The following is a 17328-nucleotide window of genomic DNA, read 5'->3' as shown; positions in this document are numbered from 1 at the left end:
GCGTTATGATAGAAAGCGATCGCTTTGTCAGTGCCCAGCCGATGCCAATGGAAGAGCGGCAAGATCGAGCCATTCGCCCGACTTCGCTGGCGGATTATATTGGTCAGCCGGTGGTGCGCGAGCAGATGGAAATCTTTATAGATGCGGCCAAATCTCGCCAAGAAGCCCTCGACCATACCTTAGTGTTTGGTCCGCCGGGGCTCGGTAAAACGACCTTGGCCAATATTATCGCCACGGAAATGGGCGTGACACTGAAATCTACCTCTGGCCCTGTGTTGGAAAAAGCCGGTGATTTGGCCGCCATGCTGACCAGTTTGGAAGAGGGCGATGTGCTGTTTATCGATGAAATACATCGACTAAATCCGGCGGTAGAAGAAGTTTTGTATCCGGCGATGGAAGATTATCAGCTCGATATTATGGTGGGCGAAGGCCCGGCGGCGCGTTCGATTAAAATAGACTTGCCGCCATTTACCTTAGTCGGTGCTACCACGCGAGCCGGATTATTAACCTCACCACTGCGCGATCGTTTTGGCATCGTACAGCGCCTAGAGTTTTATTCGGTGCCCGATTTGGCTCACATCGTCGCTCGTTCGGGACGTTTAATGGAAGTGCCGATTGATTTGGATGGCGCCAGTGAGATTGCTCGTCGCTCGCGTGGTACTCCACGTATCGCCAATCGTTTATTGCGTCGGGTGCGTGATTACGCCCAGGTAAAAGCTGATGGTGCTGTTGATAAAGCCTGTGCCGATGCGGCCTTGAATATGCTGAGTGTCGATGCCCAGGGCTTTGATCATATGGACCGTCGCTTGCTATTAACCTTAATGGAAAAGTACGACGGCGGGCCAGCTGGGGTGGAGTCGTTGGCCGCTTCTATTGGTGAAGAGCGCGATACCATTGAAGACGTGTTGGAACCGTATTTAATGCAGCAAGGTTATATTGCCCGTACGCCTCGTGGCCGAGTGGCCACACGATTGGCGTATTTGCATTTTAATCTGCCACTGCCGTCGAGATTGGCCGTCGAAGGAGACAATGGCAGTGTTTGAGTGGCCGATTCGAGTCTATATCGAAGACACAGACCTGGGCGGTATCGTTTATTACGCCAACTACCTCAAATTTATGGAACGTGGGCGCACAGAATGGTTGCGTCAATTGGGTTTTTCGCAGGAAATACTGCGCCAGCAAAATTGTTTGTTTGTCGTGCAGTCGCTGCAGTTGGATTATAAACACAGCGCGCGCCTCGATGATGAGCTCTTGGTGAGTGTTGAAATTTCCCAATTGGGCAGAGCCAGTATGACCATCACGCAACAGGTGGGTCGTCAGGGACATTGTTTATGCCAGGGCAGTGTACGCATCGCCTGTATTCAAACCGATGGCAAGTTGCGTAGCTTGCCCGATGACATTCGCAGCGCCGTGTTGGCGTTTATGGATGGCAATCAAACCGTTAAGGAGACGATGTGAACGAATCACTATCGATCATGCACCTGATTATAAATGCCAGCTTGGTAGTGCAGCTGGTGATGTTGCTGTTATTGCTGGCGTCACTGGCCAGTTGGGTCATTATTTTTCAGCGTGGCCGTATGCTAAGCACTGCCAAGCAAAACATGACCCGTTTTGAAGACAGATTTTGGTCTGGCATTGATTTAAATGAGCTGTATCGTGAGTGCCAGTCGAATGTTTATCATTCGCCAACGGAAACCGTGTTTATGGCCGGCTTAAAAGAATTCAGCAAGCTGCGCCAGCACCACACAACGGATCCCGATGCGCTGATGGCCGGTGTGCAGCGTGCCATGCGTATTGCCATTACTCGCGAGGTGGACTCCCTCGAACACCATATTCCTTTATTGGCAACGGTCGGTTCGACCAGTCCTTATATCGGCTTATTTGGTACCGTATGGGGCATTATGCACTCTTTCCAAGGATTGGCGGCGGTTAAGCAAGCCACCATTGCCACCGTAGCACCGGGTATTTCTGAGGCCCTAGTCGCTACGGCGATGGGACTTTTGGCGGCCATCCCAGCGGTGATTTTTTATAACCGTTACGCCAACCGTGTCGATCAGCTGTCGACCATGATGTACACCTTTGCCGATGAGTTTTCATCCTTGTTGTACCGTCAGGCACAAAAAGCGCAACACAACGGAAAGGCCGCGTAAATGGAACCTATGGCCGGCTATGCGCCGAAGCGTCGTCCCGTAGCAGAAATTAACGTTGTGCCTTACATTGACGTGATGCTGGTGCTGTTAATTATTTTTATGGTGACTGCACCTATGTTGGTGCAAACCGTGCCAGTGGACCTTCCCGACGTGGATGCCAAACCCACGGAAATTGACCCGGATGATCACACCCTGATTATTGCCATTAATCAGCAAGGGCAATTGTTTATCGAGCGCGGTGAAGACGATCCCCAGTCTATGTCGCTGGCAAAGGTTCAGGATTACGCCGCTAAAGTGGTGGCACAAACACCTGCCACTCGGATTTTAGTGCGTGGTGATGAGCGTGTGCCGTATGGCCAGGTGGTGGCATTAATGGGCGCTTTGCAGGCCGCCGATATCAATAATATCGGGTTGGTCACCGAGGCACCGGACCCACAGGCAAAATGATGCAAGCTAGGCGTGATGGTTACGGTGTGCCGATATTGCTGGCGCTGGTGCTGCATGCGCTGGTGATGGCCGCGTTTGTGGTGCAGTGGAATCAAACCGATCATAAGCGGCCAGAGCCTGTGCCTAGGCATATGGTCGCGAGCATTATTCAAGAAGAAAATAAAGCGGTTAAACAGCGTCAGCAACAAGCCAAGCGCCAAGCTGTGGAGCGGCAAAAACAACAAGCTGCAAAGGCCAAAGAGCAGCAGCGTAAGCAAGCAGAACAAAAGCGCAAGGCGCAAGAAAAAGCCAAACGAGAGCAGCGTGAGAAAGAAGCTCAGCAGCAGCGCGAAGCCCTGGCGCTAAAAAAACGCCAGCAAGAAGCTAAACGTCAGGCGCAGCAACAGCAGGCTCGCCAGGAAGAACAGCGGCGTCAGCAGCAATTAGCGGAAGAGCAAGCGTTGCTGGAGCGTCGGCTGCGCGAGCAAGCACTGGAGCAGCAATTGCAAGCTGAAGCGGCGGCTGCCGAGGCAGCTAAAACGGCGGCCACCCATATTGATATGATTCGGGCACAGATTGAATCTGCCTGGCGCTATCCACCGGCGGTGCAAAAAGATCAGCAGGTGTCAGTGCGACTGACGTTGGTACCGACTGGTGAGGTGGTGCAGGTAGAAGTCGTTAAAAGCAGTGGCAACCGCGCGCTGGATCGCTCGGTAGAACAAGCAGTAAAGCGGGCATCGCCGTTGCCGGTGCCACAAGATATTCGAGTTTTTGAACAGCAGTTTCGTAGTTTTACCATGAATTTCAGACCGGAGAATGCAGTGTGGTAGTTCGAATTTTACAGCTTTGTTTATTGCTGGTTTGCGGCGTTGCGCGCGCTGATCTAGTCATTGAAATTACCCAAGGCAAACAGTCAGCCATTCCTATTGCTGTGGTGCCGTTTGCTTGGCAAGGCGAGCAGGCCCTGCCGGAAGATGTGTCGTCCATTATTACCAGTGACCTGGAACACAGTGGCTATTTTCGAACCTTGCCGGCGGTAGGCATGATTTCTCAGCCCAGCACTTTGGAGCAGGTTAACTACAGCGATTGGCGGGCGCTGCAGCAGGATTACGTGGTGTTGGGCCGAATTTGGCCTAATGGTGCTGAGTATCTGGCCGAGTTCCATGTGGTGGATGTGCACCAAGGTATTGAACTGTTACGTCATCGTGTGCGCGGACAGCCGGGCCAGTTGCGCGATATGGCGCATTACATCAGTGACTTTATCTTTGAGCGCTTAACCGGAGTGCCGGGGGTATTTTCGACTAAGTTGGTGTATGTCACCACTAATCGTGAGCGCACGCGCTTTAATTTGAACTACGCTGACGCTGATGGTGCGCGAGAGCAGGTCGTATTCAGTTCAAAGCATCCTATTATTTCACCGGCTTGGTCACCTGATGGTCGCAGTGTCGCCTATGTGTCGTTTGAAAGTGGTAAAAGCGAAATCTATATTCAGGAACTGGCGTCCGGTAAGCGAGATAAGGTAGCGGCGTATCGGGGGTCGAACAGTGCGCCGGCGTTTTCTCCGGATGGCAAAAAACTGGCATTTGTTCGTTCGCAATTGGCCAATCCGGATGTTTATGTGTTGGACCTTGAGAGTCGAGAACTGACCCGCTTGACCCGACACTATGGCATTGATACCGAACCGCAGTGGATGCCAAATGGACGGGATATTGTGTTTACCTCGAGCCGAGCGGGTGGGCCACAAATTTACAAGATTAATACCGTGGACAAGAGCATTGAACGAGTGACGTTTGAAGGGAATTACAATGCTCGGGCTCGCGTGACTGCCGATGGGCGCAAAATGGTGTATGTGCATCAGGCCAATAACCGTTTTCACATCGCTGCACAGGACTTAGAAAGTGGCCTGGTTCATATTCTGACATCAGAGACGGAGCTGGATGAATCGCCTAGTGTTGCACCTAACGGAAGTATGGTAGTTTATGCCGCAAGTGAAGCGGATCGCAGTATTCTTGCGGCGGTATCGGTGGATGGTGAGGTGAAATTTCGCCTTCCATCCAAGTTCGGCGACGTTAGAGAACCTGCTTGGTCACCCATTTTTAAATAAAACACACCAACCTTAACTGGGAAGACGGTTATGCAAAAAACTGCACTTTACAAGGCGTTAGGATTGACCCTGAGCGCTATCCTGATTTCAGCCTGTTCAAGCACGGGCGAAGTGAGCGAAGGTGACAGCAGCACTGAGCCTACAGCAACGGAAACTGGCACAACGGTTGTTGACACCAATACAGTCAGCGGCGAAGACATGGCAGCCGAAAATGAAGCGGCAGCACTGCGTGAGCAGACCGTGTTCTACTTTGACTTTGACCAAAGCTCGCTGAAAGCAGACGGTAAGCCTTCGCTGATGGCTCACGCTGCTTACCTGAAAAACAATCCAGCGACTCGCGTTGTACTGGAAGGTCATGCCGATGAGCGTGGTACCGTTGAATACAACCTGGCTCTGGGTGAGCGTCGTGCTATGACTGTTCGTCGTTTCCTGATGGCTAACGGTGCGGCTGCTGAGCAACTGGAAGTGGTGAGCTTTGGCGAAGAGCGTCCAGCGGTCATGGGCCACAACGAAACCAGCTATGCCAAAAATCGTCGCGTTGAAGTGAAATATCAGCGCTAATGACGATGCAGTATCTGCTATTGTCCGTGGCTTTGCACAGCCCTATTGCGCTGGCAAACGAATGGGTCTCCGTAGGTGAGCAGGTACCAACTGCACCGGTGGTAAAGCCGGTGCAGGCCACTCAAGTGGAATCATCGTCTCAACCGACCGGCAGTCAGTCGGGTTTATTAACCGAATTGATTACCCAGGTTGAGCAGATGCAGCAAGAAATTGCTTATCTACGCAGTCAGGTAGAAACGCAACAGCGCGAGATTAGTGCTTTGCAACAATCTGGGCAGCAGCGTTATCTGGATGTGGACCGTCGCTTGTCGTTGCTGATGCAACAACCAGGCGCCGCCGTACCGACAACTGAAACAACTCCTCCTTTATCCTCATCTCCAGTGGCAGCAGAGCCAACCGTTCCGGCGGCCGATGCTTATAAGCAAGCGATGACGCTGGTACGTAATAAGCAATTTGTCGAAGCGCAGCAGGCGTTTGATGAATTTGCACAAAACTATCCAGGGGGTGAGTTGGTGGCCAATGCCTGGTACTGGTCAGGAGAGGTTGCCTTGGTGCAAGGCCAGCATGACTTGGCTTTGACTCAGTTTAAGAAAGTCATTGATCAGTATCCTGAGCATGGCAAAACCCCTGATGCCAGCTACAAGTACGCGGTGACTCTGCACAAGCAGGGGCGTATTGATGAAGCACGTCAATGGCTGCAAAAAGTCATTAATACCTACGCTGGCAAAGCTGATGCCACGGTGCAGCTCGCGCGTTCTTACCTGAAAACTTTGTGATCTCTATCGCCTAGCGTGGCGGCGTCGCGCTGGGTTTTCATTTCCTCCCTTTTTGCTAAATACTCCGCTGGTCTTTGATGTTGATCGAGTTTTGCTCGACCACGTGTCGTGATTGATTAAAAAGCGTACTGAAAAGCGCTAAGTGCATAAAAAGTTTAATTTTTTTTGGAAAAGGGGTTGTGCTCCAACAATATCTGAGTATTATACGCACCTCCTCTGGGGGTCGTTAGCTCAGTTGGTAGAGCAGTTGGCTTTTAACCAATTGGTCGCTGGTTCGAATCCAGCACGACCCACCACCAACTACCAGAGGTAAGTTGTTGAAAAGCTTGACTTTTTCTAAAAGATGGCTAAAATGATCAACAACTGAGGGTCGTTAGCTCAGTTGGTAGAGCAGTTGGCTTTTAACCAATTGGTCGCTGGTTCGAATCCAGCACGACCCACCACTTATTCCTAAAAGGGGAGAAAGGTAACTTTCTCCCCTTTTTTTATGCCTAAAAAAATAGCCATGAAGGTGGCCGCAGCAAAAAACGGCTGCTGTGATAGAATGCCGCCAGCTGATGTGAGAGGCGTGAGTATGTCGTCTAGCCCCCAACAAGAACGTTCAAGAGAAATTATCCGCGAGCATTGGTCGTCGCCATCGCCGGTGATGACCGCAGAGCAGCAACAGCAGCTTGAGCAGGAAATTAAGCAGCTGTTACAGCAGCAAGATGCCGCCATTGTTGCCCACTATTACACTGCACCAGAAATTCAGGCCTTGGCTGAAGCCACGGGTGGTTGTGTTTCCGATTCATTGGAAATGGCGCGCTTTGGTCGCGATCATAAAGCCAGTACCTTATTGGTGGCTGGCGTTCGCTTTATGGGCGAAACTGCCAAAATCCTGAGCCCTGAAAAGCGCATTTTAATGCCCACCCTGGAGGCCACCTGTTCGCTGGATCTGGGCTGTCCTATCGATGAGTTTTCTGCTTTTTGTGATCAGCACCCTGAGCGCACTGTGGTGGTGTACGCCAATACCTCGGCTGCTGTTAAGGCTCGAGCGGACTGGGTGGTGACGTCCAGTATTGCCTTGGATGTGGTTCGCCATTTAAAACAACAAGGGCAGTCCATAATCTGGGCGCCAGATCGTCATTTGGGCAACTACATTCAGCGTGAAATTGGCGCCGATATGATCCTGTGGGACAGTGAGTGCATCGTTCATGATGAATTTAAGGCCAAGGCGCTGACAGACCTTAAACAAGTGCATCCCCATGCCGCTATTCTGGTGCACCCAGAAAGTCCGCAGGCGGTGGTAGAGATGGCGGATGTGGTCGGCTCGACCAGTCAGTTGATTGCGGCGGCGGAGCGTCTGGAGACAGATACGTTGATCGTTGCTACTGATAAAGCCATTTTCTATAAGATGCAACAGGCGGCTCCAGATAAGCTGCTGATTGAAGCGCCAACGGCTGGCAATGGTGCCACCTGTCGCAGTTGCGCTCATTGTCCTTGGATGGCGATGAACGAGCTGGTCAATATTCGCGATGCGCTGGTATCTGGTGCACCAGAGGTGTTAGTTGACGAAAGCATTCGTCAACAGGCCGAGGTGAGTCTTGGTCGTATGCTGGCGTTTAAGCGCTAAGTCGTAATAGCCCAGGCTTCGCCTGGGCATGCAATAGGCTCTCTATAGCTGGGTGCCAGCCATTTTTATTGTAGTTCTTGGCTGGCGCTGGCCATGGTGCGCATGCGGCTCTCCAGGGCTGCCTGGCGTTGGAAATCGTCATGTTCTCGCGCGCTGCGAATGGCGAGCTCCATCTGCCTCAAGGCGCGCGGGTAATCTCCTGTCAAAAAAAACTTTTCTGCGCCGGCGTAAAGAGCGCCAGTGCTGTCCTTTTGTGCGGACGCGGCTTGTTGTAGGCCGGTCCAGTTGTCTGGATCATTGGGCCAGCGCTCGGTCAGTTGGCGCCAGGCGGTAGTGGCGGCTTGGTGGTTGCCGGCTCGTTGCTGCTGTTGTGCCAGTGCGGTCATTAGTACTCGGTTGTCTGTTTGCAGTTCTAAAGCTTGCTGAATGCGCTCAATGGCCTCGTTGGCGCTAATCAGTGGCGCTTGCAGGGCAATCAGGGCTGCATGGTGTAGATAGTCATTAAGTTCTTCAAAAGCCTCTCTTGCGGCATTCAGGTCGCCTTGGTTGGTCAGCGTTTTAACCAGTTGCGCTTGCAGTGCTGCGCGCCAGTCGCCTTTGCTGCTTTGTTTGATAGCACGGCGCAGCTGCTCGGTTTTTTGTAGAGTGCTGTGCTGATAGCGCCACTCAGCATCGGCTTTCAACAATAAGAAATCAAAACTTTGGCTGCGCGGTTGAGTTGGATAGCGGTCTGCTCTGCCAGCAGCATCTGATATGCGAAATTCGGTTATTGGATGAGTGAGCAGGAACTCAGGGGGTCTTTGGCTGAAGCGGCTGGCGCGCTGCATCTGCTCAAACATGCTGGGCATGGCTTGCGGATCGAGGCCAGCGGCCGCCAGGGTTTTGATGCCTAAGCGGTCGGCTTCACGTTCCCAGTCGCGGCTGTAGGCCAGTTGTTCTTGAATGCTGGCTGCCTGGCTAGACATTAGTCCTGCGAAGCCGGCATCTGGATTGTTGCTGGCAATGAGCAGAATGCTGGCGAGGATGGCTGCCATGGCAATGGGTTGCTGCTTTTGTGATTGTTCGATGCGCCTTGCAAAGTGCCGCTGGCTAAGGTGGGCAAGTTCGTGTGCTAACACGGCGGCCAGTTCGTCTTCGTCGCGAGCATGCATCAGCAGTCCGTAGTTGATGCCGATGATGCCGCCCGGTACGGCAAAGGCATTGAGGGTGGCCTGATCAACAATGACGAACTCCAGCTCACTGTAGTTAAGGTCGCTGTAGGGCACGAGCTGAAACACCAGATCTTCCAGAAACTGTTTGGCATGTGGGCTGTCTACCAAAACAGCCTGGCTGCGTAGCTGCCGCAGCCAGGTCCGGCCCAGTTGTTGCTCTTGTTGTAAGGAGACGATGCCTGATGTGCTGTCGCCTAAATTAGGCAAGTCGTTGCTGGCAGCCTGGGCGGGCAGATACAGACACAGGCAGTTCAGCAGAGTAATGAGTTGGAGCCTAAGGCGTAACAAGATGATGTCCTATGCTATTGGTCTTGGTTTGAGCTTCGCAGGCATTGTGGGTTCCCACGAGTGGCGGTGACGGCCGATAGCGAACGCGCTGCGCATCCGTATAATGGCTCACCGGAGCAATGCTAAGTTGGTGTTGTAAATTGTTCGTGTGTCGGGCGCAGTGTCGCAAAAGGTAACAAACGTGTCGAATTCCCACTCCTATGATCAGCGCCTGCAAGCCGATGGTCTTGCCTGTCCTATGCCGTTGTTGAAGGCCAAGCTGGCGTTGAAAGGCATGGGCTGTGGCCAAGTGTTGTGGTTGTCGGCTACGGATGCCGGTTCCTGGCGAGATATGCATACCCTGACCGAGCTGACAAATCACCAGATGTTAGCAGCAGAGCAACGTGATGATGTTTATCACTACTGGATTCAAAAAGGAGAATAACGATTTGTTTAATGTGGTGCGAGGTTGGATTGATCGCTATTTCTCCAATGAAGAGGCGTTATTGCTATTGGTGCTGATCGGCACTTTGCTGCTGGTGGTGGTGTCATTTGGGCAGGTGTTGGCGCCGTTTTTTACCGCCCTAATCATTGCTTATTTGCTGCAGGGGGCAATGCAGATCTGTAAGCGCAGAGGGCTTAGTCATCTAGTGTCGACAATATTGGTATTTTCTTTGTTTGCGGGCAGCTTGGTGGGGTTCTTGTTCTTTTTGCTGCCGGCGGTGTGGCAGCAAATGTCGCAGTTTTTTTATGAGCTGCCGCGAATGGCAAAAGAGGGTCAGGCGTTGCTGTTGCACTTGCCTGAGCGATTTCCTGAGGTGGTGACAGAAGAGCAGGTTCGTCAGTGGACCAAGCAGATTGGTGATGAGTTGGCACAGCTAGGCCAGTGGGCGGTTAGCTTTTCTATTTCAGGAATCACGGGTGTGATGGCGGTGCTGATATATTGCGTATTGGTACCCATATTGGTGTTTTTTTTACTAAAAGATTCCAGTCAGATTGTTCATTGGATGACGTCCTTTTTACCGCAGCAACGTACCTTGCTGGATCGGGTTTGGGCTGAAATGGATCAGCAAATCGCCAACTATATTCGCGGCAAGGCGTTAGAAATTGTCATTGTCGGGGCGGCAACCTACGCAGCCTTTGTATGGCTTGGTTTGAATTACGCTGCCCTGCTGGCGTTGGCGGTGGGTTTTTCGGTGTTGGTGCCCTATATCGGCGCTGCGGTGGTGACGGTGCCTGTGGCCTTGGTGGGCTATTTTCAGTTTGGACTAAGCAACGACTTTTTATGGTTAATGGTGATGTATGGCGTGATTCAAGCATTGGACGGCAATGTGCTGGTGCCGCTGTTGTTTTCCGAAGTGGTTAACCTACACCCGGTGGCTATTATTTTGGCCGTGCTGGTGTTTGGCGGCTTGTGGGGGTTTTGGGGCGTGTTTTTCGCCATACCGCTGGCGACATTATTTAACGCCGTTGTGCAGGCATGGCCGGATCAACAATTGCAAGTCGATGACGGTGACGGCAAATGAAATCAGCGGCAGGGGTTACCTCTCTTGTCAGTGCCGTAGCGCACCAGTAGACTTGCGCCTTTATTCTGTCGTGGCGGCAACGGCCTGCCTGGCGCGACATTCTTTTTCAGGAGTAGCAGTTAAATGATTACCGGCAGTATTGTTGCGCTGGTGACTCCGATGCACCCGGATGGCCGGGTGGATTGGGAGAGCCTCGATCAGTTGGTGGAATTTCATATCAAGCAGGGCACCGATGCTATCGTTGCCATGGGCACCACTGGCGAGCCGGCAACCCTGAGTACTCAGGAACACTGTGATGTGGTTGAACGTGTCGTCAAGCAGGTAGGCGGTCGCCGTCCTGTTATTGCTGGTACTGGCTCTAACTCCACCAGCGAAGCCATCGAGCTGACCCAAGAAGCCAAGCGCGTGGGAGCAGATGCTTGTTTGCTGGTCTCGCCTTATTACAATCGCCCGCCACAACGTGGCATTATCCGCCATCATGAAGCGGTGGCAGCGGCAGCGGATATTCCACAAATTTTGTATAACGTGCCAGGTCGAACTGCCAGCGATATTGCGGTGGAAACTGTAGTCGCCCTGGCAGATGTCGAACAGATTGTTGGCATCAAGGATGCCACGGGTGACTTGCAGCGCGGCAAAGAATTAATCGACAAGGTCGGTGATCGCTTGGCGGTATATTCCGGTGAGGATTCAAACGCTTATGAGCTGATTCTATTGGGCGGTAAAGGCAATATTTCCGTCACGGCCAATGTTGCACCGGCGTTGGTGCATGAATTGTGCATGCTGGCATTGGATGGTCGCGCCGAAGAAGCCAAGGCGCTCAATGATAGATTGATGCCATTGCATCGCGCATTGTTCTTAGAAGCCAATCCTGTGCCGGTGAAGTGGGCGATGAAGCGGCTGGGTAAGCTGTCCTCTGGAATTCGCTTGCCCTTGATGGAGCTGGATGAGCGCTATCAGCCAAAGCTGGAATTGGCGATGGCTAATTTGGAGTTGTTGTAACCGCATGCGAGCGCTTCTTTATACTACGCTGCTGTGTCTTTCTGGCTGCAGCACCTTGTTTGGCGACACTTTCAGTGATCGCAGTGAAGACTATTTACAGGTGCGTCCAACGCCTGATACCCAAGTGCCAGATGGGGCTAAGCCGTTAGCGGTGCAAGACACTATGCCGATCCCTGAGCTGGCGGTGGTGCCTGCCGCGCCGGCGCACTTCGAGGTGCCCCGTCCTGCCCCCTTATTGGATGAGGATGATAGCGACTCGGACAGTGCTAGCTTGACGCAGTACCAATCAGAGGCTTTGAATCCACGTCTTGATCAGGATGGCGCCGGTACTCAGATCTTGCGCCTTGATAGTGGCTATGCGCAGTCCTGGGCGCGAGTAACGGAAGCCATTGCGGCCACCAATTTGACCCTGACAGATTTGAACCGTAGCACTGGCACCTTCTTTTTAGAGCTAGAGGTTGCGGGTAAAGAGTCTGAGCAGGGATTTTGGGCGTCGTTATTTAACCGTCGTGCCGAAAACGAGATCAAAGTGTACTTGCTGAAAATGAACCGGGCTCACAGTGGGGTTTATCTGTCATTGTTAACTGACAGTGACAATCTGGCTGACGCCGAGGTGACCAATAACGTCTTGTCTGAGATTCTTCGTCAGCTGCAGTCGTGAGATATTGCTCGTTAGGTAGTGGTAGCCGTGGCAATGCCACCTTGGTGCAGTCGGCGAATAACGCGTTAATGATTGATTGCGGCTTTAGCCGTAAAAGTACGCTAGAGCGGCTGCAGCGCAGTGGTCAGGCCCCGGAGCAGCTGCAAGCGGTGTTGGTAACTCATGAGCACAGCGATCATGCTAAAGGTGTGCAGTCGTTGTGTGAGGCGTTGGATATACCGTTTTACAGCTCTCACGGTACGGCGCGTAAGATGCAGTGGCAGCAACACGAGTTATGGCGTTGTTTGCATGCCGATGAGCCTGTATCGGTGGCCGGTATGCAGGTGATGCCCGTGGTGGTGCCACATGACGCACAAGAGCCGCTGCAGTTTGTCGTGCGCAGTCGTGATGATTATGTCGTTGGCGTGTTATCTGATTTGGGTAGCCTCACTCCCCACGTTTTGCGCCAGTATCGTCACTGTCACGGTTTGCAGGTGGAAGCCAATCATGACCCTGGCATGCTGCAGCGAGGCCCGTATCCGCCTAGCTTGCGCGCCCGGGTGGCGGGCCAGTACGGCCATTTAAGCAACCAACAATGTGCCGAATTGATTCGCCTGGTGGCTTGGTCTGGTTTGCAGTCGGTGACTGCCGGCCATATCAGCGAAAAAAACAACGACGAGCAGTTGGTGAGACAAACGCTGGCTGAGGTGCTGGCGTGTCAGCCCAGTGAAGTGCAGTTGTTACAGCAAGATGAAGTGTCTGCCTGGCAGCAATTGCGCTAGGCACTACGAATAGTTAAAACGATCTTTGGAGATCCCCATGGAAAAGCGTGAACTGCTGTACTCTGGCAAGGCCAAGTCAGTTTATACCACCGATGACAATGACTACATGGTGCTGGAGTTTCGCAATGATACCTCAGCCTTTGATGGTAAAAAAGTTGAGCAGTTAGACAACAAAGGTCTGGTTAATAATAAGTTCAACGCCTTTATTATGCAGGCTTTGTCTGATGCTGGCATTCCAACTCACTTTGAGCGCTTGTTGTCGGACAATGAGTCGTTGGTGAAGCGCCTTGATATGATTCCGTTGGAGTGTGTTGTACGTAACATCGCAGCAGGTAGTCTTTGTCGTCGTTTGGGGGTCGAAGAAGGTATTGAGCTGACGCCACCGACCTTTGAGTTGTTCTTAAAAAATGACGAGCTGGGCGACCCTATGGTCAACGAGTTTCACGCGCGATCATTTGGTTGGGCAGAAGAGGCACACCTGGATCGGATGAAAGAGCTCACCTTCCAAGTAAATAGCGTGTTGAAGGACGTTTTTGCTCAGGGTGGTTTATTGCTGGTTGATTACAAACTGGAGTTCGGCTTATTCCGTGGTGAGGTGGTGTTGGGAGATGAGTTCTCGCCCGACGGCTGTCGTTTATGGGATGCCGATACACGTGAGAAGCTGGATAAAGACCGTTTCCGCCAAGGTCTTGGCAGTGTGGTTGAATCCTATATGGAAGTGGGACGCCGAATTGGCGTAACATTCTGATGCAGCGCCGGCACCCGCCGGCGTTTTCATATCTGCAATCATCGGGAAGATAGTATGCAATTTCGTACTCAATGGATGGCCGCGATGGCGGTGGCGCTGTGTTGCAGTAGCCAAGCACAGGCGGATTTGCTGTTCACCTTAGGAGCAAAGGCCAGTGTTTGGAATGCTGCGCCAGCAGGGGATTTGGATCGCGACTTGTCGGTAGAAGGCGACGGGTTAGATTTAGAAGACAATACCGGTAATCAATTGACCTTGTTCTTTGAGCATCCGCTGCCGTTTGTGCCGAATGTTGAGCTGAAGCGCACCGCCTTGGATGTCAGCGGTGAAGGGCAGGTGACGGGCGAGTTTGCTGGTCAAGAATTTAATGGTCAGACGGATACCCGTTTTGATCTAACTCATCAGGATCTGACCTTGTACTGGGGCTTGCCTTTGCCTGTCCCTTTTGTGGATGTGAATTTTGGGGCCACGGTCCGTCAGTTTGACGGTTTGGCCGAGGTGACTGGCAGTTATGATGGCAGTAGTGTTACCGAGCAGGTGGATTTGGATCTGACTTTGCCGTTGGCTTATGGTGCGGTGAAGGTCAATAGTCCTTTTGGCCTCTATGGTCACGCTGATATCCGTTACATTGGCTTAGGTGATAACCAGTTGACCGACATGAGCTATGGCTTGGGGTACGATTTGCCGATTCCTGTGGTGGATGTGGGTGTTGAGGCGGGTTACCGCCGGTTAGCATTGCAAACCGATCCAGATGATGTTGATATCGAGGCAGACGTCGACGTATCGGGTGTGTATGTGGGAGCATCGCTCTCGCTGGGTTTCTAATCTCGGCTTAAGTCATGGATGGAGTAGCGATGAAGAGGCATCTGTTGTTGGTGCTATTACTGCTTGCGGGTTGCGGTGATGGGCAGTTTTCCAGTATGTCTGATAAAGAGCTGCGTCAGCGTGACTATCGCTGCAAAATGATGGCAAACCCCTCAACGGCTGAAATTCAAGTCTGTAAAAACATTCGCCGGGAATGTAAGCGTCGTGCCGACAGCGGCAATTATGCGTGTTAATAGCGATTTATAGTAAACAGCAAGGAAAAATTATGACTTTTAAAACCACTGCGCCAGCATTAATTCTGGGCGCTGCGTTATTGGTCGGTTGTGGCCAGGAGGAAAAAGCGGTAGTGAAAATTGAAAATCACATTGATCAAGCGAGTTATGGTGTTGGCTTGAACTTTGGCCGTCAGTTGGCCGGTGAAAACCTGGAATTGAATGAAGAGGCATTGATTGCTGGCTTTCGTGATGCCATGGGCGATGCAGAGCCGCGCGTAGATGATGAAACCATTCAGGCAGCGTTTGCGCAAATGCGTGACGATCATGCTCGCAAGCAAGAAGCGTTAAATGACGAAATTGCCAAAAAGAGCGAGGAGTTCCTGAAAGAAAACGCCTCTCGTGACGGTGTGGTTGTTTTGGAATCTGGTCTGCAATACGAAGTGATGGCGTCAGCAGAAGGTGGTGAGTCACCATCTGCGACGGATACCGTCAGTGTTCACTACCATGGCACTTTGACCGACGGCAGTGTATTTGATAGCTCAGTCGATCGTGGTGAGCCAGCTCAGTTCCCTGTAAATATGGTTATTAAAGGTTGGACTGAAGCACTGCAGCTGATGAAGCCAGGCGACAAGTGGAAGCTGTTTATCCCAGCGGATTTGGCTTATGGTGCTCGCAGCCCAAGCCCTAAAATTCCTGCGAACTCTGCCTTAGTATTCGAAGTAGAGTTGTTGGAAGTGGTTGCTGAGCAAGGCTGATCGCCGTTGCCAGAGAAGGGCGTCTGAATTTTCAGGCGCTTTTTTTTGTGCAAGTTACACAGCAGAAAACGACGTTGTTTTGAACTTGCTTGTATTTTAAGGAATTTAGTTGGCTGAAACGCCTAAAAGAAGTGGTCGGGGTAGAGAGATTCGAACTCCCGACATCCTGGTCCCAAACCAGGCGCGCTACCAGACTGCGCTATACCCCGAAGGTTGAGTGGCTCCCCGAGCTGGACTTGAACCAGCGACCAATAGATTAACAGTCTACTGCTCTACCGACTGAGCTATCGGGGAATGTCTCTCAACAACGAGACGTATAGTACGCCTCGCCCCTATTGTCGTCAACACTTTTTTTCAAAAAAGTGAGAAAAAACAATTGGCTAGTCCGCCATCAGCTCCAGTAGATAACGTGTTTGCTGCTCCATTAGCGCGACATCACCACGGCTCTCGACGTTTAAGCGTACCACCGGCTCTGTATTGGAGGCGCGCAGGTTAAAGCGCCACTGCTCAAAGTCCATGCTCAAACCGTCGGTACGATCAATGCTTAGTGCCTGATCGGCAAAGTGCTGCTCGACTTTTTGCAGTGTGGCGCTGGCGTCTTGCAGGCGCGAGTTGATTTCGCCGCTGCAAGGGAAGCGGGCAGTGCGTTCGGCCACTAGTTGAGCCAGGCTTTTACCGCTGACAGCAATGAGCTCAGCCACTAATAGCCAGGGGATCATGCCGCTGTCGCAGTAAGCAAAATCTCTAAAGTAGTGGTGGGCGCTCATCTCGCCGCCATACACCGCATCTTCTTTGCGCATCCGTTCTTTGATAAAGGCATGGCCGGTTTTGCTTTGAATGGCGCTGCCACCCATGGATTCCACTAGTTCGACTGTGTTCCACACCAGCCTGGGGTCGTGAACCACATTTTCACCAGGGTTTTTATTGAGAAACGCTTCGGCCAGCAAACCAACGATGTAGTAGCCCTCAATAAACTGTCCCTGATGATCAAAAAAGAAACAGCGATCAAAGTCGCCATCCCAGGCGATACCCAGGTCGGCTTTGTGCGCTTGAATGGCTTCAATGGTCGGGGCGCGATTTTCTTCTAACAACGGGTTCGGCACACCGTTGGGAAAATCGCCATTGGCGTTGTGATGCACCTTGATCCATTCGATCGGTAAGTGCGATTCGATGGCATCGATCACGGCTCCTGCGCCACCATTGCCGGCATTGCAGACAATTTTTAATGGCGTCAGTTGGCTGACATCGACATAGCTCAGCAAATGCTGGATGTAGGCCGGGCGAGTGTCTTGCTGGCGGTAACTGCCTTGGCGAGGACTGTCTTTCCAGCTGCGTTGGTGGGCAATGCGCTCTATATCTTTCAGTCCGGTATCGCCACTGATGGGCTTAGACTGCTCGCGCACAAACTTCATGCCGTTGTAGTCTTTGGGGTTATGGCTGGCGGTGACGCAAATACCACCGTCGACCTCGAGATGCGACGTGGCAAAGTACACTTCTTCGGTACCGCATTGGCCAATGTCGATGACGTCAGCGCCGCCGTCTTGCAAGCCCTTGCTTAATGCTTGCGACAGGGTTTGGCTGGTCAGGCGGATATCATAGCCAACCACGACTTGCTGCGGCTGCAAATAATCGGCATAGGCGCGACCAATGGCGTAAGCAATATCTTCGTTTAATTCATCAGGAATGCGGCCACGAATATCGTATGCTTTAAATGCCGCGAGAAATTCACCCATG

The 17328-nt window shown here is 52.1% G+C and carries 20 protein-coding genes and 4 tRNA genes; 20 read left to right on the top strand and 4 right to left on the bottom strand.

Features of this window, described 5'->3' with window-relative positions:
* Positions 1 to 5 precede the first annotated feature (5 nt).
* From ruvB to nadA, 11 genes are all read left to right on the top strand, one after another.
* Entirely contained in the window at positions 6 to 1043 is a 1038-nt protein-coding gene (gene ruvB, locus AC55FS_RS13580) for a Holliday junction branch migration DNA helicase RuvB (RefSeq protein WP_496932792.1), read from the top strand.
* Positions 1030 to 1458 (top strand): tol-pal system-associated acyl-CoA thioesterase, encoded by a 429-nt coding sequence (ybgC, locus tag AC55FS_RS13575; RefSeq protein ID WP_496932791.1) that lies wholly within the window; start codon positions 1030 to 1032, stop codon positions 1456 to 1458. Before ruvB ends, ybgC begins: the two co-directional genes overlap by 14 nt.
* Complete coding sequence (gene tolQ, locus AC55FS_RS13570) at positions 1455 to 2150, top strand: protein TolQ (protein ID WP_496932790.1); 696 nt, start codon at positions 1455 to 1457, stop codon at positions 2148 to 2150. Before ybgC ends, tolQ begins: the two co-directional genes overlap by 4 nt.
* The gene (gene tolR / locus AC55FS_RS13565) at positions 2151 to 2597 is read left to right on the top strand and encodes a protein TolR (protein WP_496932789.1); all 447 of its coding nucleotides are present in this window, start codon (positions 2151 to 2153) and stop codon (positions 2595 to 2597) included. It abuts the gene before it with no gap.
* The gene (gene tolA, locus AC55FS_RS13560) at positions 2594 to 3406 is read left to right on the top strand and encodes a cell envelope integrity protein TolA (RefSeq protein WP_496932788.1); all 813 of its coding nucleotides are present in this window, start codon (positions 2594 to 2596) and stop codon (positions 3404 to 3406) included. The genes tolR and tolA overlap by 4 nt, the downstream gene beginning before the upstream one ends.
* Complete coding sequence (gene tolB / locus AC55FS_RS13555; RefSeq protein ID WP_496932787.1) at positions 3400 to 4680, top strand: Tol-Pal system beta propeller repeat protein TolB; 1281 nt, start codon at positions 3400 to 3402, stop codon at positions 4678 to 4680. The genes tolA and tolB overlap by 7 nt, the downstream gene beginning before the upstream one ends.
* Before the next feature lie 30 nt (positions 4681 to 4710).
* Complete coding sequence (gene pal / locus AC55FS_RS13550; RefSeq protein WP_496932786.1) at positions 4711 to 5241, top strand: peptidoglycan-associated lipoprotein Pal; 531 nt, start codon at positions 4711 to 4713, stop codon at positions 5239 to 5241.
* The gene (gene ybgF, locus AC55FS_RS13545) at positions 5241 to 6017 is read left to right on the top strand and encodes a tol-pal system protein YbgF (RefSeq protein WP_496932785.1); all 777 of its coding nucleotides are present in this window, start codon (positions 5241 to 5243) and stop codon (positions 6015 to 6017) included. The genes pal and ybgF overlap by 1 nt, the downstream gene beginning before the upstream one ends.
* 220 nt (positions 6018 to 6237) lie before the next feature.
* Positions 6238 to 6313 (top strand) — tRNA-Lys (locus AC55FS_RS13540).
* 71 nt (positions 6314 to 6384) lie between these two features.
* A tRNA-Lys gene (locus tag AC55FS_RS13535) sits at positions 6385 to 6460 on the top strand.
* A gap of 131 nt (positions 6461 to 6591) precedes the next feature.
* Positions 6592 to 7629, top strand: a complete 1038-nt coding sequence (gene nadA / locus AC55FS_RS13530) for a quinolinate synthase NadA (RefSeq protein WP_496932784.1) — start codon at positions 6592 to 6594, stop codon at positions 7627 to 7629.
* A gap of 65 nt (positions 7630 to 7694) precedes the next feature.
* Here nadA and AC55FS_RS13525 read toward each other — a convergent pair whose 3' ends face one another.
* Positions 7695 to 9128, bottom strand: a complete 1434-nt coding sequence (locus AC55FS_RS13525; RefSeq protein ID WP_496932783.1) for a M48 family metalloprotease — start codon at positions 9126 to 9128, stop codon at positions 7695 to 7697.
* Between the two features lie 181 nt (positions 9129 to 9309).
* Here AC55FS_RS13525 and AC55FS_RS13520 point away from each other — a divergent pair, with 181 nt between their 5' ends.
* From AC55FS_RS13520 to bamJ, 9 genes are all read left to right on the top strand, one after another.
* Positions 9310 to 9552, top strand: coding sequence for a sulfurtransferase TusA family protein (locus AC55FS_RS13520; protein WP_496932782.1), 243 nt, complete (start codon positions 9310 to 9312; stop codon positions 9550 to 9552).
* Positions 9515 to 10633: an AI-2E family transporter gene (locus AC55FS_RS13515; protein WP_496935973.1), complete on the top strand. Its 1119-nt coding sequence runs from the start codon at positions 9515 to 9517 to the stop codon at positions 10631 to 10633. Before AC55FS_RS13520 ends, AC55FS_RS13515 begins: the two co-directional genes overlap by 38 nt.
* 123 nt (positions 10634 to 10756) lie before the next feature.
* Positions 10757 to 11632 carry a 4-hydroxy-tetrahydrodipicolinate synthase gene (gene dapA, locus AC55FS_RS13510; RefSeq protein WP_496932780.1) on the top strand — a complete coding sequence of 292 codons (876 nt, stop codon included), beginning with the start codon at positions 10757 to 10759 and terminating at the stop codon, positions 11630 to 11632.
* Positions 11633 to 11636: 4 nt separating this feature from the next.
* Positions 11637 to 12293, top strand: coding sequence for an NlpB/DapX family lipoprotein (gene bamC, locus AC55FS_RS13505; RefSeq protein ID WP_496932779.1), 657 nt, complete (start codon positions 11637 to 11639; stop codon positions 12291 to 12293).
* Positions 12290 to 13054 (top strand): MBL fold metallo-hydrolase, encoded by a 765-nt coding sequence (locus AC55FS_RS13500; RefSeq protein ID WP_496932778.1) that lies wholly within the window; start codon positions 12290 to 12292, stop codon positions 13052 to 13054. The genes bamC and AC55FS_RS13500 overlap by 4 nt, the downstream gene beginning before the upstream one ends.
* A 37-nt stretch (positions 13055 to 13091) precedes the next feature.
* Entirely contained in the window at positions 13092 to 13802 is a 711-nt protein-coding gene (gene purC, locus AC55FS_RS13495) for a phosphoribosylaminoimidazolesuccinocarboxamide synthase (protein WP_496932777.1), read from the top strand.
* A gap of 54 nt (positions 13803 to 13856) precedes the next feature.
* On the top strand, positions 13857 to 14624 hold the full coding sequence (locus AC55FS_RS13490; RefSeq protein WP_496932776.1) for a TIGR04219 family outer membrane beta-barrel protein: 768 nt from the start codon (positions 13857 to 13859) through the stop codon (positions 14622 to 14624).
* Positions 14625 to 14653: 29 nt separating this feature from the next.
* On the top strand, positions 14654 to 14857 hold the full coding sequence (locus tag AC55FS_RS13485; RefSeq protein ID WP_496932775.1) for a hypothetical protein: 204 nt from the start codon (positions 14654 to 14656) through the stop codon (positions 14855 to 14857).
* A 32-nt stretch (positions 14858 to 14889) separates the two neighbouring features.
* A complete protein-coding gene (gene bamJ, locus AC55FS_RS13480) occupies positions 14890 to 15594 on the top strand; it encodes a BamJ family beta-barrel-assembly machinery protein (RefSeq protein WP_496932774.1) in 705 nt (234 codons plus the stop codon).
* A gap of 132 nt (positions 15595 to 15726) precedes the next feature.
* Here the strand turns inward: bamJ and AC55FS_RS13475 are convergent.
* The 3 genes from AC55FS_RS13475 to AC55FS_RS13465 form a co-directional block, all read right to left on the bottom strand.
* Positions 15727 to 15803: transfer RNA gene (locus tag AC55FS_RS13475), tRNA-Pro, on the bottom strand.
* A gap of 9 nt (positions 15804 to 15812) precedes the next feature.
* Positions 15813 to 15888 (bottom strand) — tRNA-Asn (locus AC55FS_RS13470).
* A gap of 86 nt (positions 15889 to 15974) precedes the next feature.
* Positions 15975 to 17327, bottom strand: a complete 1353-nt coding sequence (locus AC55FS_RS13465) for a phosphohexomutase domain-containing protein (protein WP_496932773.1) — start codon at positions 17325 to 17327, stop codon at positions 15975 to 15977.
* Position 17328: the final 1 nt, after the last annotated feature.

The sequence above is a fragment of the Bacterioplanes sp. CLAM21 genome, from assembly GCF_059641015.1.
Note: the sequence above shows the minus strand (reverse complement) of the source record. Positions and strands in the feature narration are given on the sequence as shown.